Source organism: Streptomyces nojiriensis (assembly GCF_017639205.1).
Lineage (GTDB): Bacteria > Actinomycetota > Actinomycetes > Streptomycetales > Streptomycetaceae > Streptomyces > Streptomyces nojiriensis.
Genome location: NZ_CP071139.1, coordinates 151,135 through 165,913, shown reverse-complemented (window position 1 = coordinate 165,913; position 14,779 = coordinate 151,135). Strand labels below are relative to the sequence as shown.

Sequence of the window (14,779 nt, the reverse complement as noted above, 5' to 3'; positions counted from 1 at the left end):
GTGAGCGCATGCGAGTCACCACGGTCTACCCGCTGCCCCGCGTCGGGGGGCGAGCGTCGTGAATTCCCTGCCTCCCTCCTCCGAGCGTCCCACCGGCCCGCCGCCCGGCCCGTTGTCGGGCCGGGGCGCGCAGGCAGAGCCGCCGCCCCCGCCGCCCCCTCCGCCGCCACCAGGTCCTCCGCCTCCCTCCGGGCCCCCGTCGGGCCCCCTCCCGGTCTCTTCCGGCGGGTCTGCGCTGCCGCCGGAAGGCGGCGGCCGGGGTCGCGGGTGGCGATCACGCAAGGCCGTGCTGAGCGTGAGTACGGCGGTGGCCGTCGTGTCGGCGGTGGCCCTCAGTTTCACCGCGCTGGGCGGGAACACCGCCGCAGGCGGCGAGGTCTTCCTCCAGGCCGCTCCGGAGGCCGGGCCCGACCCGTTCACCCCTTCGACGGCCACACAGGCCGAGAGCGTCGCCAAGACCACGCCCATGACACCGGGCGCGAACCCGAAGGACGGCACGAGCGGTGCCCGCACGCTCGAGGTCGACGGAGGCTATCCGGGGCTATACGGCGGAACGCGGAACGTCGCGAGCTGCGACGTCGAGAAGCAGATCCGGTTCCTCACGCAGCACCCGGACAAGGGCCGGGCGTTCGCCGTCGCGCTGGGTATCCGCCAGTCCGGGATCCCCTCGTACCTGCGGTCGCTGACGCCCGTCCGGCTGGGCTGGGACACCAGGGTCACCAATCACGGATACCGCAACGGCATGCCCACCAGCTACCAGGCGGTCCTGCAGGCAGGCACTCCCGTACTGGTCGACAGCCGGGGCGTGCCCCGGGTCCGCTGCGCCTGCGGCAACCCCCTGGACCCGCCCGTCGCGGTCAGGGGCAGCCAGACGTACAGCGGCGCGAAGTGGTCCTCGTTCCGGCCCTCCGGCCTCGTCGCGGTCAAGCCGGCCGTGGAGCCGGTGAAGACCGTCACGGTCTTCGACCAGGACCACAGGGGATGGTACGAGCGCCCGAGCGGGGCGGCGCAGGGCAAGCACGACCGCGAGGTCCCGCCCCCGAACGGCCAGACCCCCGGCTCCGCCTACCCGGTCCTGCCGGCGGCCCACCCGGCACCGGTCCAGCCCCCGCAGACCACCCCGGACCGGGTACCGGACCGTCCCCCGGGGAACGCCCCCGGCCAGAACCCCGGGAACGCCCCCGCGCAGAGCCCGGGCGACGTCCCGGACCGGGCCCCTGGGAAGGCACCGGCCGTACCCCCGGACCAGAAACCGGGCAAGAACCCGGACGAGGGCTCGGAGAAGACCCCGAACCAGGCCCCCGGCAAGGACCCGGGCCAGGCCCCCGGCAAGGACCCGGGGAAGACGCCCGGCAAGGAGTCGGACGAGCAGCCGGGCAAGGAGTCCGGCCAGGCTCCAGGTGAGAAGTCCGGCCAGGCTCCCGGGAAGGACCCGGGCAAGGACTCGGAGAAGGTCCCGGGCGAGGAGTCGGGCAAGGAGCATGGCGAGCACCCGGGGAAGGCGCCGGGCAAGGACTCGGAGAAGGTCCCGGGTGAGGGGTCCGGCGAGGACCCGGGAAAGGCGCCTGGCAAGGAGTCGGGCGAACAGCCGGGCAAGGAGTCAGGTCAGGAGCCGGGTGAGAAGTCCGGCCAGGCCCCCGGCAAGGAGCATGGAGAGGACCCGGGGAAGACGCCCGGCAAGGAGTCGGGCAAGGAGCCTGGAGAGGACCCGCCGAAGGCGCCCGGCAAGGAGTCGGGCGAGCAGCCGGGCAAGGAGTCCGGTCAGGCTCCCGGGAAGGCGCCGGGCAAGGACTCGGAGAAGGTCCCGGGTGAGGGGTCCGGCGGGCACTCGGGGAAGACGCCCGGCAAGGAGACGGGCCGGAACCCGGGCAAGGAGTCCGGTCAGGACCCGGGCAAGGACTCGGGGACGGCTCCGGGCCGGGAGTCAGGCCACGATCCGGCGAAGGTGCCCGGTCAGGAGTCGGACAGGGGCCCGGGGAAGGAGTCGGGGAAGGCGCCTGGCCAGGAGCCCGGCAGGGGGACCGCCCACGATCCGGCGAAGGTGCCTGGTCAGGAGTCGGGCAGGGGTTCCGGGAAGGAGCCCGGTGAGGCCCCCGGCAGCGGGGCGGGCCAGGCCCCGGGCACGGCTCCCGGGAGGGTGCCGGAGTCCGGCCACGAGCCCGGGACGGCCCCCGGGCAGGACACAGGCAGGGGCGCAGGTCAGGAGTCCGGGAACTCGCCGGGTCATGAGCCGGGCAGGGGCCCCGGGACGGCGCCGGGATCCGGCCAGGAGTCGGGCAAGGCCCCGTACAAGGGCGGCGGGAACGATTCAGGGACGGCCCCCGGGCAGGACACAGGCAGGGGCGCCGGTCAGGATTCCGGGACGGCGCCGGGCCGGGATTCGGGCGCCGGCCCCGGCAACCGCAACCGCCCCGGGAAGGCGGGCCAGGAGCCGGGCGGGAGCACGGGCCGGAATCCCGGTGACGAACCGGGACGGCAGCAAGGCGGGGCTTCCGGCGGTGAGCCGGGAGTCGGCACACCCGGGTGATGACGCCCCGGCCGAGCCACCGCGGGCTGATGCCCGCGGTGGCTGCGTCCGTCGTGTGGGCGACAGAGCCGCCTCCTCGCCGACGGCCTGATCCCGTCGTGGAGTTGTGGTGAGGTGGGCAGGTCCGGCCGGGCATCACGGATGCGGCCGGCGGGGGAGGGTGCGGTGCCCGGCTTCGAGACGGGGCAGACGCTTGTACGGCGCGACGTGAACCGGACGGGCCGGGTGTGGAGCGAGCAGGCGCTGCGGGTCGTCGCCGACACGGGCGAGGCGCTGGTGAGCGCCTGCGCGCCCGGAGCGGAGGCCCGCCGGCCCGCCTTGTACGCGAACGCCCGTGACGGCGGGGAGCGTTCGGTGCGCACGGAGGCGTTCGAGGCGATGGCGATGGCGATGACGATGGCGACGGGGGAGTGGGAGCTCGCGGACGCGGTGTGGCAGGAGACCGACCTGCTGCTGTGGAAGCCGCCGGCGGCCTGGTTCAGCGTCAACGCCTTCTTCGTCCCCCGCGGCGAGGGGCGGCGGCTGCGGAACTGGTACGTCAACTTCGAGCACCCCACCCGCCGCACCGAGGCCGGGTTCGACACCTTCGACCTCGCCGTGGACCTGGTCGTCACCCCCGACCTCACCCGCTGGGAGTGGAAGGACGAAGACGAGTACGCCCGCGTGCGCAGGATCGGCATCGTCTCCGACACCGAACACCGGGCCGTCGACGCCGCCCGCGCCCAGGTGCTGGCGGTGCCCGCCGCCCGCGCCGGTGCCTTCGCGCAGGCAGCGCGGTGGGCGGGCCGGAGGCGGGAGCCGTCCTGGCCCACGCCGCGCCTGCCCTGGCCGACGGCGGCTGCGGAGCGGGCTGCACCGCAGGGAGGCTGAACCGTTGCCGGACGGTTCCACACCCGGTGCGGGGGCGGGGGGAACCCGGGGGCGGGGAACCCGGGGGTGTGGTGCCGGCGTTGGAGCCTGCGGGAGTGGTGCGTCCGCCGGACCGGCCCATGGAAATGGCTCGGCCTCCCCGCGCACACGCCCAGAAGTGGGTGTGTCCCGCGTGCCGGAGCGTGCGGGCGGGGAGGCCGAGCCGTGGGCGTCCTGTTGGCGCAGGGCACCCGGGGTGTCAGCGTGTCCGAGGTCGGGACGAGCGCCGAGAACCGCGGCCGCTGGGGCCGTGTGGACCCATCGTGCTCTCTCCGGGGGTTGTTCATCCACCGTAGTGGCGCAAAGGATTTGTTACGAACCCGGCCCCGAGACGTCAATGCAGGTCAGCACGGCTTTCGGTGTTCTTCACTTCGGTTTCCGAGAAGAGCCCGGAAGAGTGAATATCACGCTCTGTACGGGCGCGACAGCGTAGGCCAACATGAATGGGTGTCATCGGTTCCGCAGCACGAGGGAGTTGGCGCTCCCAGGCGGAACCAGTCCGAGGTCAGCAGGGTCCGCCGCCATGGAATCCGGTACCGCGTGCCTCCACGGTGGCGGACCCTGCCCTGAAGGGAAGGGTTCGAGACCTGATGCAAGCCCACACCCATCCGCGAGGCGGTATCTGCCTGCCTTCGCCCACGCCCGGTCCGTGGTGGTCCGCGCCGTCGCGCGCGGTCCGCCGCTCCCGGGACCACTTCGGCCGCCTCGTCCGGCGCCACGGCGCCTCCACGGTCCGGCTCGCCGCCTACGTCCTGGCCGGCGCGCTCGCCGGTACCACCGGCTTTGCCGCCGGCCTGGCCCCGGCGGAATCGGCCGGCCTCGGGCTGAACGTGGCGGCCACCACCGCCGCGTTCTGGCCGCCCCGGCGGGTCCGCCGCATCACCGTCCGCCGGACGGGAGGCCGCTGATGCCGCGCCAGCCCAGCCCCATCAGCGCCGCCGCGTCCGCCGAACTCCGCGAGCTCGCCGGCGCCATGCGCGACCTCAAGGACCGCGCGGGCCTCACCTTCTCCACCCTGCACGAGCGCGTGCACTACTCCACCGCCGCCCTCTCGGGCGCGGTCTCCGGCAAGAAACTGCCCACCTGGGAGGTGACCTGGGCCTTCATCCACGGCTGCGACCCCGGCGCGGAGGAGCCGGTCTGGAAGGCGCGGTGGCTGGCCGCCGAGGAAGGCGAACGCCGCCGGACCGAGGCCGACGCCACCGGCCCGGACACCGCCGAGCGCCGGCCGGGCGGCGGCGTCCCGCGCCAGCGCCGGTCGACCGTCGCCGAGCTCGTACGGGAGGAGGTCGAACGCCGCCAGCAGACCACCGCCTGGAGCCCGTCGGAGGCCATGACCGTCAGCACCGCGCTCGCGCTGTGCACGACCGCCTACGACTTCCGCGAACTGCTGCGCGACCTGATGGAAACCCAGGGCCTCAGCTCCCTCGACATCAGGGCCAACGCCCGTGCCAAGGGGATCGTCCTCGGCCGGGGCGACGTCTTCAGCGTCCTCCACAGCAGCGAGATCCCCGAGACCGAGCCCCTCCACGGCTTCCTCCTGGGCTGCAACGTGGGACTCGTCCGGATCAACGAATGGCACCGCACCGCCACCCGCATCAAGATCTCTCAGGCCAGGTCCGCCGAGCCGGCCGGATCCGAGACCGAAAGGAGGAGGATGAGCGCCGCCTGGAACGAGTTCCGGGCCCGGCTGAGCTTCGAGGCGGCCCTCAGCATGATCTCCACGATCCTGTTCCTCACGCTCCAGCTGCTCTCGCTCTTCAAGCACGGCATCTGACCCGACGGCAGGACCCGGAGGGCCGCCCCGCCCGGGGCGGCCCTCTCCCACGTTCACACGGGCCGGGCGCCGTCGCCGTCCAGCCACCCCGCCTCCCGGGCCGCGTCCAGCGCGGCATCCGTGAAGTGCGTGACGATCGGCGACGGCGAGGTCTCCGGGAGCACCAGGTGGGTGCTGAGCGGCCGGGTCCCCGCCGCGAGCGGGATCCAGCGCAGCCACCCCGGCAGCTGGTCGCCGGAGGACGCGGCGACCAGACCCACCGTGCGGGCGTCCCGCAGCGCGCTCTGCGTGGGATCGAAGGCCATCGGACGCTCCGTCAGCCGCGGTACCAGGCCCGCCCCCTGGAAGACGGCCAGCACCTCGTCGAAGTGGCCGGGATTGGCCTGCCGCTCGTGCAGCACCAGCGGGAAGGCCGCGACCTCGGACAGGGTGAGCTCGCGCCGCCCGGCCAGCGGATGGGCGGCCGCCAGCAGCACCCCGCGCGGCTCGGTCCGCACCAGCAGCAGCCGGACCCCCGCCACCGCCTCCGGCGAACGCGCGATCCCGGCGTCCGCACGCCCGTCGAGCACCGCGTGCGCGATGTCGGGGGTCCGCAGCACCTCGGCGGCGACCTGCACGTCCGGCAGCCGCGCCCGCACCGCCTCCACCAGGCTCGGGACGGTCCCGTACCCCGTGCTGGTGCTGTACACCAGGCGCAGCCGGCCCAGTTCGCCGCGCCCGGCCCGCCGCGCCGCCTCCCACACGTCCTCCAGCGCCGCGAGCGCGCCCGCACCGCGCTGGTACACGGCCCGGCCGGCCTCCGTGAGGCGCACGACGCGGGTGGTGCGGTGCAGCAGCAGCACGCCCAGCCGGCTCTCCAGCCGGCGGATCTGCGTGCTCAGCGCCGGCTGCGCGATGTGCAGCCGGGCCGCCGCCCGGGTGAAGCTCCCCTCCTCGGCCACGGCCAGGAAGTAGCGCAGCAGTCTCGCCTCGGGCATCGTCACCCCGCCATCGTAGGGGCGCCGCCCCATTCATATCCGGGAGTTATGAACCGAGACGGAGCTGGTCTTTCCCTCCCGGCCGGGGCCCTGCCTACGGTCGGTGCATGACCTCTTCCCGCACCTCTCCCGCCCCCGCGCACCCCGTGCCGCCGATCCTGCCGCAGCGGATGCGCGCCTGGATCGGCACCCCCGACGGCCCCGACCTGCGCATCGTCGCCCTGCCCGAACCGGCCCCGGACGAGGCGCTGGTGAGCGTCGCGGCCTTCTCCGTCAACCGCGGCGAACTGAACCTGTTCCGGCGCCGCGCCGAGGGCTGGCGGCCCGGGCAGGACCTGGCCGGCGTCGTCGTACGGGCCGCGGCCGACGGCAGCGGCCCCGCCGCCGGGACCCGGATCGCGGCGATGAACGACTTCGGCGGGTGGGCCCAGTACGCGGCCGTCCCCGTCGACCGCCTCGCCGTCCTCCCCGACGCGGTGGCCTTCACCGAGGCCGCCACCCTCGGCGTCGCCGGACTGACCGCCCTGCGCGCCCTGCGCCGCGGCGGGCCGCTGCTGGGCCGCCGCGTCCTGGTCACCGGGGCGAGCGGCGGCGTCGGCTCCTTCGCCGTGCAGCTGGCCGCCGCCGAGGGCGCCGAGGTGACGGCGCTGACCGGCACCCACCGCGACCTCGACCTGAAGGCGCTGGGCGCGCACCACGTGGCCACCTCGCTCGCCGACACCGAGGGCGATTTCGACGTGATCCTCGAATCCGTGGGCGGCGAGGTGCTGGTCTCCGCGCTCAAGCGGCTGTCGGCCCTCGGCCACATCGTGGTGCTCGGCACCTCCTCGGGCCGCACCGCCAGCCTGAGCATCTCCTCCTTCGTGCCCCACGCACGCCAGACCCTGCACCCCTTCTGGGTGTTCGGGTCCGGCGAGCCGGTCGGCGAGGACCTGGAGCTGCTGGTCCGCCTGATCGACCTCGGCCGGCTGCGGCCGGTCCTGGGCCACCAGGACGCCTGGGAGCGGCTCCCCGAGGTGATGACCTCGCTGCGCGAGCGGCGCATCGCCGGCAAGGCCACCCTGCTCGTCCACGACGGGGCGTGAGGGCGTGGCAAGGATCGTCGTCGCCGGCTCGGCCTACAGCGCCGGCACCGGGAAGATCATCGCCTCCGCGGCGGCCGACCGCGGCCACACGGTCCGCTACGTCTGCGACCTCGGCGACCCGGCCCGGCCGCAGGACCTCGGTGAACTGACGGACGCGGCCGCCGTCCTGGAGGGCGCCGACGCCGTCGTACTCGTACCCAAGCGCGGCGACGCCCGGGTGCACACCGAACGGGCCACCCGGGTCATGCTGGAGCAGGTACGGCGCCACCGGCCCGGCGCGCACTTCGTCCTGTTCAGCTCGTTCGCGGTGGGCCACGGACCGGCCCACCCGCTCAACCGGATCAACGACACCCTGCTGCCCGCCCGGGTCGCCGCCGAGCGGCTGGTACGCGCCGGCGGTCTGCCGTACACCATCGTGCGGCCCACCTGGATGACCGACGACCCGCCCGGCAGCCACGCCCTGACCCTCAGCCAGCATCCCCACGGGGACGGCATGGTGGCACGCTCCGACATGGCCGCCGCGATCGTCGCGGCCATCGAGCAGCCCGCCAGCCGGTCCACGACCTTCAGCCTGTTCAACGAACCCGGCACGCCCGTGGCCGACTGGGCCGCGGCGTTCGCGGCCCTGCGCCGCGACGAGCCGCAGGAGGAGCTGTGATGCCCTTGCGCCCCGCCGCCCAGCACGCCTGGGAGGACACCTTCCGCTCCGACGAGGCCGGCCGCGCGCTGCCGCCCCGCCACCACCGGCTGCTGATGCTCGACGTGGCGGGCTCCCCCGTACCGGAGGACGCCGCACACCTGGAGGCCGCGCTCGGCGCCCTGGAGGAACGCCACGGGCACGGGCCCGACGGCATCCTGATGTGCATGGGCTGGGGCCCGGGCTGGTTCGAGCGGCACACCCGGCTGCGTTCCCCGGTGGGGCGGCCCGTTCCGATGGCCCGCTGGGAGAACCCGGTGCTGGAGGACTACGACGCCTGCCTGCACCTGGCCTCCGACCGGGAGGAGACGGTGACGCAGGCCGCCGCGTCGCTCTTCGGGCCGGGACCGCACGACCAGCGCGGACGCCTCGTGCTGCGCGAGACCCGCAGCGGCTTCGTGGGGGAGGGCCTGCCGGCCCGGCGCCGTCCGCAGGCCGGCGTACCCGCCAAGGCCCCGCTGCTGCTGGGCTTCCACTCGGGACTGCGCCGCAACCAGGCCACCGAGGAGGAGGTCTCGATCCCCCGGGGGCCGCTGGCCGGCGGCACGACCATGCACGTCAGCTACATCGTCCTGGACACCGACAGCTGGTACGAGCAGCACGAGGACGAGCGTGCCGGACTGATGTACTCGCCCCGGATGACCGCGAAGGAAGCGGAGGAACTGGTCGAGGACGCGGAGAGCGACCGTACGGAGCTGGCGGCGGTGGCCGCCGCCCACGGACGGGTCGGCCATGCCCAGGCGACCGGGCGGGCCCGGCTCGCCGGCCGCCCGCGGATCAACCGCAGGGACTTCGCGACGATGGACCACGGGGTGCCCGGGACCCACTTCGTGTCCCTGCAGCGCACCATGGAGGACTTCCACGCCACCCGGGCGATGATGAACGCGGCCGACGCGTCCACCCACCACGGCGGGATCGGCGTGCGGCGCAACAACGGCATCAACGCGTTCATGGACGTCCGGAGCCGGGCCACCTTCGCCGTGCCCCCGCGCGCCGAGCGCGCCTATCCGGGGCTGCCGGGGCCGCCCGCCTGAGCGGGCCGGGCCCCCGTGCGTACGCGTACGCGTGCACGGCGCGGCGACGGCCGCCGGGTGCGGCCGCGGCGGCCGGCCGCCGCGGATCAGCAGGGCCGGCCGGAGACCCGCGCGAGCAGGTCGTCCAGGGCGGCGGCGGACGCGGAACCGGGTTCCGGGCTGAACACCACGGCCCACTCCCCGTTCTGCGCCCCCTCCTCCAGCACCACCCGGGAGAGCTCCATCAGGCCCACCGCGGGATGCTCGAAGCGGAAGAGGACGCCGCAGTCGTCCTCGTCGCTCCGCTCCTCGGCCGGACGGGCCCACAGCTCCGCGAACTCCCGGCTGCCGGCGGCCAGTTCCACCACCAGGCGGGTCAGCTCCTCGTCCGGATGCTGCTCCACCGCCCGCCGCAGGGCCCCGACGAGCCCGGCCACCTGCCGCTGCCCGTGCGCGTTCCCGTTCCCGTACAGCGCCCGCGTCGCCCGGCCGAGGAAGAGCATCCGGGCGAGGTTGGGCTGTACGTGTTCCACGGGCCAGTCCAGGTCCCAGGCGAGCAGTGCCTGCCCCGGCAGGTTCCAACCGGTGATGTCGTAGCGGTGGTTGAAGGCGATGACCGGCAGCATGGGCACCGCCCGGGTCAGGTGGCCGAGCCCCCGCAGCCGGGACGTGCCCGGGGAGGCGCCCAGCCGGAACAGCTCGGCCCGGTCGTCGGCGTCGAGGTGCAGTGCCGACGCCAGGGCGTGGAGCACGGACAAGGACACGCGGCCGGCCCGGCCGTCCTCGATGTCGGCGTAGCGGTCGGCGTCGAGCCCCGCCGCCCGGGCCAGTTCGGCGGGCAGCAGGCAGGGCGCGGTCCGCGGTCCCGCGCCCGTCGACACCCCCGTCTCCGCGGGGGCCGTGCGCAGGCGGTGGGAGCGCAGGAAGTGGCTGAGGTCGGCGAAGGATTCCATGGGTCCAGTCTCGGCGAGGGGCTGATCCCCTCGCCTGCCCCTGCTGGTCATCCTCAGCGGGAATTGACGGATTCTCGACTGCCCCCGGACCGGCGCCGGCGTCCTCGCGGCGCGGGCCGTCAGCCGCCGCCGCGGCCTTCCAGCAGGATGCGCAGCGCCTCTTCCTCCAGGGAGGCGGGCTCCGCGTGGTACAGCACGATGCACTGGTCGGGGGAGTCGGGAAGGCGCAGGCTCTCGAAGGAGAGGGTCAGCTCCCCGACGGCCGGATGGTGGAGATGGCGCGTACCGAACGTCTTGTCCCACACCACGTGCCCCGACCAGATCTCGGTGAACTCCGGGCTCGCGTGGGAGAGACGCTCGATCAGCTCGACCAGTTCCGGGTCGCCCGGGAAGCGGCCGGCCATCATCCGCAGGTACCCCGCCATCTCGACCGCCTCGTCGTTCCAGCGGGGGTAGAGGGCGCGGGCGCCGGGGTGCAGGAAGACGAGCTCGGCCAGGTTCGGCGCGGTGTCCCGGGCGAGGAGTTCCTCGATGTCGATGTGACCGGAGAACATGGTCCGGGCCAGGGCGTTCCAAGCGAGGATGTCCATCTGCCGGCCCAGCACGACCGCCGGCCCCTGGAGGTAGGCGGAGATCATCCGGGCCACCGCGGGCCGCACTTCCTCGGCGGCCTTGGCCGGGCGCGCGAGCTCGGCGGCGCGGGACAGGTTGTGCAGGTGTGCCCGCTCGCCCGGGTTCAGGCGCAGCGCGTTGGCGATGGCGTCCAGGACCTCGGGCGAGGCGCTGCGGTTCTGCCCCTGCTCCAGGCGCGTGTAGTAGTTGACGCTGACCTGGGCGATATGGGCGACCTCCTCCCTGCGCAGCCCCCGCACCCGGCGTCTCTTGCCGTCGCCGGGCAGGCCGATGTCGTCTGGCGTCAGCAGGCTGCGCCGTACCTGAAGGAACTTTCCAAGATCAGAATCTCGAACTCCCGTCGCCCGCTGCATTCTCTTTTCGCCTTTCGCTGCCCGCGCACTGCGCTGAAACATCCGCCGAATACTAGCCGATGGGGAACGTGGGAAGTGCCCGTCCGCGGCCGGTCTGTTTCACGCCACGGGTCTCCTTACAAAGGAAACCCGGAACAGCGAATTCCGGCCCGTGACATCCGTCACTCCCCAGGACTGGGGCCCAAGATCCCATGCAGCAGGGCGATTTGGCGAGCAGAGCAGGACCGGCGAGTCCGCCCGCAGGGGAGCACCGGCAACAATTCAGCCAAGTGCCGCCGTATTCCCCGGCGGGCTGCAGGTGCCGGAGTTACTGGTCACTTACCGTGTAAATCCACCTCGATCGTTGACGTGTGTACGATTTTTGGTTCGGGTGTGTACTACCTGTCTTCCGGTATGTTCTGCAGCGGAGCCGGTAAATAAAATAAGTCCGGAGTGTTTACTCAAGGGTGTTCGGAACGGGTGGGCCGCCGCCGGTCCAGCGCCCGCACCGGCGCCACCTTGACCAGAGCCGCGATCCGGACCAGCTCGTCCAATACCGGAACCGGCAGCGTCAACCGCGGCCGCACCCTCGCGGCGCCGGCCGGCGGGACGGGGACGGGGGGCCGCGCGGAGCCCGCGGCGCTCTGGCTCAGGCACATCAGGAACTGGCTTGTTACCGCCCCCTCCCGGAGGCCCCCCGCACCCCCCGCGGACGCGGCCGCACGTGTGGTGATGACACCGAAGGCGCCGCCCCGCGCCGCCCGCCCGGAATACCAGGCCGTCATGCCGACATGGCGTGAATGCTGCACCGAGACCACCGACGAACCGTGCACCCGGGCCTGCTCCACCGCCTGGTCCACGGCGAACGCCAGCGCGGGCTGGCCCAGCCCGTGATGCGCGTCGATCACGGTGACGTCCCCGTACCGGCGCACGATCTCGGGCCGGGCGGCACCGTTGATCGTTCCGCCCAGCAGCCCCTGCACATAGGGCAGCAGCCGCACCACCCCGTGCCGGGCCGCCCCCGCGAGATCGGCGGCCACCAGCACCTCGGCCGTCAGGTCCGCATCGGCCGGGCGGGCACCCGCCGACTCCAGCGCCGCACTGACGAACGCGGTCAGCTCATGCCCGGCCACCACCGCCACCAGACCCGTCCCGGACCCGCGCACCGCCGCCGGCGCCGCCGTCACCCTGGACATCCGTCCCACCTCTTCCTGCTCGCGCCGGCCGCAACCGGTCCCGGACAAGACAGAAGGCGGACGCCCGGGCAACCGACAGGAGAGTCACCGGACGTCCGCCTCCGCCTCCTCGGCGCCCCGCCCGCGGGGGACGGGGGAGGGGCAGCCAGGACTATTGGGAGAGGAACTCCTCCAGCAGGGTGGCCAGCGCGACCGGCGTCTCCACCATCGGGTAGTGGCCGGCGTTCCCGACCACCGCCAGCCGCCCGTTCGGGTAGTGCTTCATCCACGTCTCCTGCATCGACTCCGCCGTCACCGCCGGGTCGTGCTCACCGACCACCACCAGAGCCGGCACCTGGGCACCGCTCACCCGGTCGGCGAAGTCGGTGGTGCGGAAGGAATCCAGGTAGCTGCGGAAGGCGACCGGCCCGACCTCCTTCATCGAGGACTCGGCGAACGAGGTCACCCAGTGCGGGGACAGCCGGTTGCCGGTGGTCAGATCGATGACGATGCGACGGTTCTCCACCTTGTGCGCGGCCTCCGCGAACAACGGGAAGTCGGAGTCCGGGATCGGCATGCCACCCGCCGGGACCGGGCTCATCCCCACGATCCGCCGCACCCGCTGCGGAGCCTTGAGCAGCACCTGCTGGATCGGCTGCCCGCCGAGCGAATGCCCGATCAGCGAGAACTCCTGCCAGCCCATGCTGTCGGCCAGGGTCAGCACGTCCGAGGCGATCTCGTCGGTCGTGTACGTACCGGCCACGTCCAGGCTGCGCCCGAAGCCCCGGGCGTCCATGAAGGCATACGTGAAACGCGACCCGTCCAGGTACGGCCACAGCGGTGAGAACGACTGGTGCCCGCCGAAGAGGGAGTGCAGCACGATCACCTTGTGCGGGCCGGAACCCACGGTGTGGGCGAAGGGAACGGATCCGGCGGTCTGGTACATGTCTTCTTCCTCCAGCGGGAGTTCGACGATCGGTGAATGACCGGCCTCGGGGGCGGTGCCCGCCCCGGGGACCAGAAGGCGGTCGAGGGTGTCGTACAGCTCGCGCAGCTCCTCGCGGTGCCCGTGCAGGACGACGTGCCCGTCCGGCCGCACCAGATGGAAACCGGCGTGCCGGCAGTGCAGTTCACGGGCGGCCGACGCGGCCGGGCCACGCCCGGGCAGCGCCGCGGTGTCCACCACCCGCACCTGGCCGGCCCACGGTGCGGCCAGCCGGCGGACCGCACCCGCCAGGCCGCGGTCCGGGTCCTTCTCGCCCGGCAGCACCACCAGGTGCAGCCGGACCGGATCGGCAGCCGGCCCGGCCACCCCCAGCGCCACGGCCAGCTGCCGCGGCAGGGCCGCACCCTCCCGGGCGTGCCGGCGCAGACCCGCCCGGGCCGAGCACCAGTGCACGGCCCGCGCGCGCCGCGGGCCGTCCGCGACCGGGCCGTAGACCCAGCGCCGGCCCGCGGCGACCGGCACGTAGAAGCGGTCCAGGACCCCCGTACGGTCCAGGGCCCGCATCGCCGTGTCCCGCAGGGTGACCTGACTGCCCCTGGTCCACATCGCGGCCCGGGTCTGCAGATCGGTGTCGCGCACCACGGCATCGGCCACCGCGGCCCGCTCGGGCGTGTAACTCTCCAGCAGCGCGGTCCGCGCCTCGCCGCGCACCACCGAGGCCAGCTTCCAGGCGATGTTCTGGGCGTCCTGGATCCCGGTGTTCAGCCCCTGCCCGCCCATCGGACTGTGCGCGTGCGCGGCGTCCCCGGCCAGGAAGACCCGGCTCAGCTGGAAGGAGGCGGCCCGCCGCCGGTGCACCCGGAAGGTGGTCACCCAGTCCGGATCGGTCAGCCGCAGCCCGCCGGGCCCGCGCAGGTCGACCAGCCGCTGCATGTCCGCCAGCGTCCCGTCCGCCATGTCCGCGGGCGCGTTGGTGAAGAACCGGAACAGCCCGAACGGCTGCGGCACGATCGCCAGGACACCCATCCGTGACTGGTAGTAGTGGATCTCGTCGGGCTCCAGCGGGTCGCCGGCCACCTTCGCGTCCGTGATCAGGAAGCGGTTCTCGTACGTGGCGCCCTCGTAGGCGATACCGAGCTGACGGCGCACCGCGCTCGTCGCCCCGTCCGCGCCGATCACCCACGGCACGGCGGCCCGCTCGACGCTCCCGTCGGCGTGCTCCAGCACCGCGGTGACCGGCCGGTCCTCGCGTATCGCCCCGCTGAAGTCCACGTCCTGCAGCGACACCAGCCGCACACCGCGCTCCACACGGCCGCCGAGCCGGTGCAGACCCTCGGCCAGCACCTCCTCGGTCAGCCGCTGGGGCAGGCAGTAGGGAGCCATGTCGTCGGCCATCCGCATCCGGGTGACCGGCTTCTTCTCCGAGTAGTAGGTCATCTGCCGCAGCTTGACCGCGACCTGGCCGACACCACCGGAGAGCCCGAGGTCCTCCAGGATGTCCAGGGTGCGCGGCCACACCAGCATCGCCTTGGAATGGACGCTGGGGCCGGGAGCCGCGTCCACGATTCTGACGCGGACCCCCCGGCGCAGCAGCTCGCACGCCGCGGTCAGACCGGTCGGGCCGGCACCTACGACCAGGACGTCGTAGGCATCCGGCCGCGCGGCGTCCGCGCCGCTGTCTTCTTCAGTGGGGTACCGGGTGGTCATCTAAGCCTCTTTCGCGCTCGCCGTCCGAAGCCGGATCGAAGTGGGCCG

Annotated in this window: 12 protein-coding genes; 7 read left to right on the top strand and 5 right to left on the bottom strand. The window is 73.7% G+C overall.

Annotation, left to right across the window (positions count from 1 at the left end):
* The first annotated feature begins 295 nt into the window (after positions 1-295).
* The 4 genes from JYK04_RS00850 to JYK04_RS00835 all read left to right on the top strand — a co-directional run bounded on the left by JYK04_RS00850 (position 296) and on the right by JYK04_RS00835 (position 5,213).
* Positions 296-2,527 carry a DUF6777 domain-containing protein gene (locus tag JYK04_RS00850; RefSeq protein WP_189746976.1) on the top strand — a complete coding sequence of 744 codons (2,232 nt, stop codon included), beginning with the start codon at positions 296-298 and terminating at the stop codon, positions 2,525-2,527.
* Positions 2,528-2,692: 165 nt separating this feature from the next.
* The gene (locus JYK04_RS00845) at positions 2,693-3,397 is read left to right on the top strand and encodes a ribonuclease FAU-1 family protein (RefSeq protein WP_229876867.1); all 705 of its coding nucleotides are present in this window, start codon (positions 2,693-2,695) and stop codon (positions 3,395-3,397) included.
* Positions 3,398-4,026: 629 nt separating this feature from the next.
* Positions 4,027-4,344, top strand: a complete 318-nt coding sequence (locus tag JYK04_RS00840) for a hypothetical protein (protein ID WP_189746978.1) — start codon at positions 4,027-4,029, stop codon at positions 4,342-4,344.
* Complete coding sequence (locus JYK04_RS00835; protein WP_189746980.1) at positions 4,344-5,213, top strand: hypothetical protein; 870 nt, start codon at positions 4,344-4,346, stop codon at positions 5,211-5,213. Before JYK04_RS00840 ends, JYK04_RS00835 begins: the two co-directional genes overlap by 1 nt.
* Positions 5,214-5,266: 53 nt before the next feature.
* Here the strand turns inward: JYK04_RS00835 and JYK04_RS00830 are convergent, their stop codons facing one another.
* Positions 5,267-6,190, bottom strand: a complete 924-nt coding sequence (locus JYK04_RS00830; RefSeq protein WP_268254182.1) for a LysR family transcriptional regulator — start codon at positions 6,188-6,190, stop codon at positions 5,267-5,269.
* A gap of 107 nt (positions 6,191-6,297) precedes the next feature.
* Here JYK04_RS00830 and JYK04_RS00825 point away from each other — a divergent pair, with 107 nt between their 5' ends.
* Genes JYK04_RS00825 through JYK04_RS00815 form a run of 3 tightly spaced genes read left to right on the top strand, consistent with a single transcriptional unit; the run spans position 6,298 to position 9,006 of the window.
* On the top strand, positions 6,298-7,275 hold the full coding sequence (locus JYK04_RS00825; protein WP_229876868.1) for a zinc-binding dehydrogenase: 978 nt from the start codon (positions 6,298-6,300) through the stop codon (positions 7,273-7,275).
* A gap of 4 nt (positions 7,276-7,279) precedes the next feature.
* Complete coding sequence (locus JYK04_RS00820; protein WP_189746983.1) at positions 7,280-7,933, top strand: NAD(P)H-binding protein; 654 nt, start codon at positions 7,280-7,282, stop codon at positions 7,931-7,933.
* Positions 7,933-9,006 carry a DUF7405 family protein gene (locus tag JYK04_RS00815; RefSeq protein WP_189746985.1) on the top strand — a complete coding sequence of 358 codons (1,074 nt, stop codon included), beginning with the start codon at positions 7,933-7,935 and terminating at the stop codon, positions 9,004-9,006. Before JYK04_RS00820 ends, JYK04_RS00815 begins: the two co-directional genes overlap by 1 nt.
* 86 nt (positions 9,007-9,092) lie before the next feature.
* On the opposite strand, the gene JYK04_RS00810 is transcribed toward JYK04_RS00815, so the two are convergent.
* The 4 genes from JYK04_RS00810 to JYK04_RS00795 all read right to left on the bottom strand — a co-directional run bounded on the left by JYK04_RS00810 (position 9,093) and on the right by JYK04_RS00795 (position 14,731).
* On the bottom strand, positions 9,093-9,938 hold the full coding sequence (locus JYK04_RS00810) for a helix-turn-helix transcriptional regulator (protein WP_189746987.1): 846 nt from the start codon (positions 9,936-9,938) through the stop codon (positions 9,093-9,095).
* A gap of 119 nt (positions 9,939-10,057) precedes the next feature.
* The gene (locus JYK04_RS00805) at positions 10,058-10,810 is read right to left on the bottom strand and encodes a helix-turn-helix domain-containing protein (protein WP_341875267.1); all 753 of its coding nucleotides are present in this window, start codon (positions 10,808-10,810) and stop codon (positions 10,058-10,060) included.
* Positions 10,811-11,364: 554 nt separating this feature from the next.
* The gene (locus JYK04_RS00800) at positions 11,365-12,099 is read right to left on the bottom strand and encodes an Ldh family oxidoreductase (RefSeq protein ID WP_189746991.1); all 735 of its coding nucleotides are present in this window, start codon (positions 12,097-12,099) and stop codon (positions 11,365-11,367) included.
* Positions 12,100-12,250: 151 nt separating this feature from the next.
* Entirely contained in the window at positions 12,251-14,731 is a 2,481-nt protein-coding gene (locus JYK04_RS00795; RefSeq protein WP_202185985.1) for an alpha/beta fold hydrolase, read from the bottom strand.
* Positions 14,732-14,779: the final 48 nt, after the last annotated feature.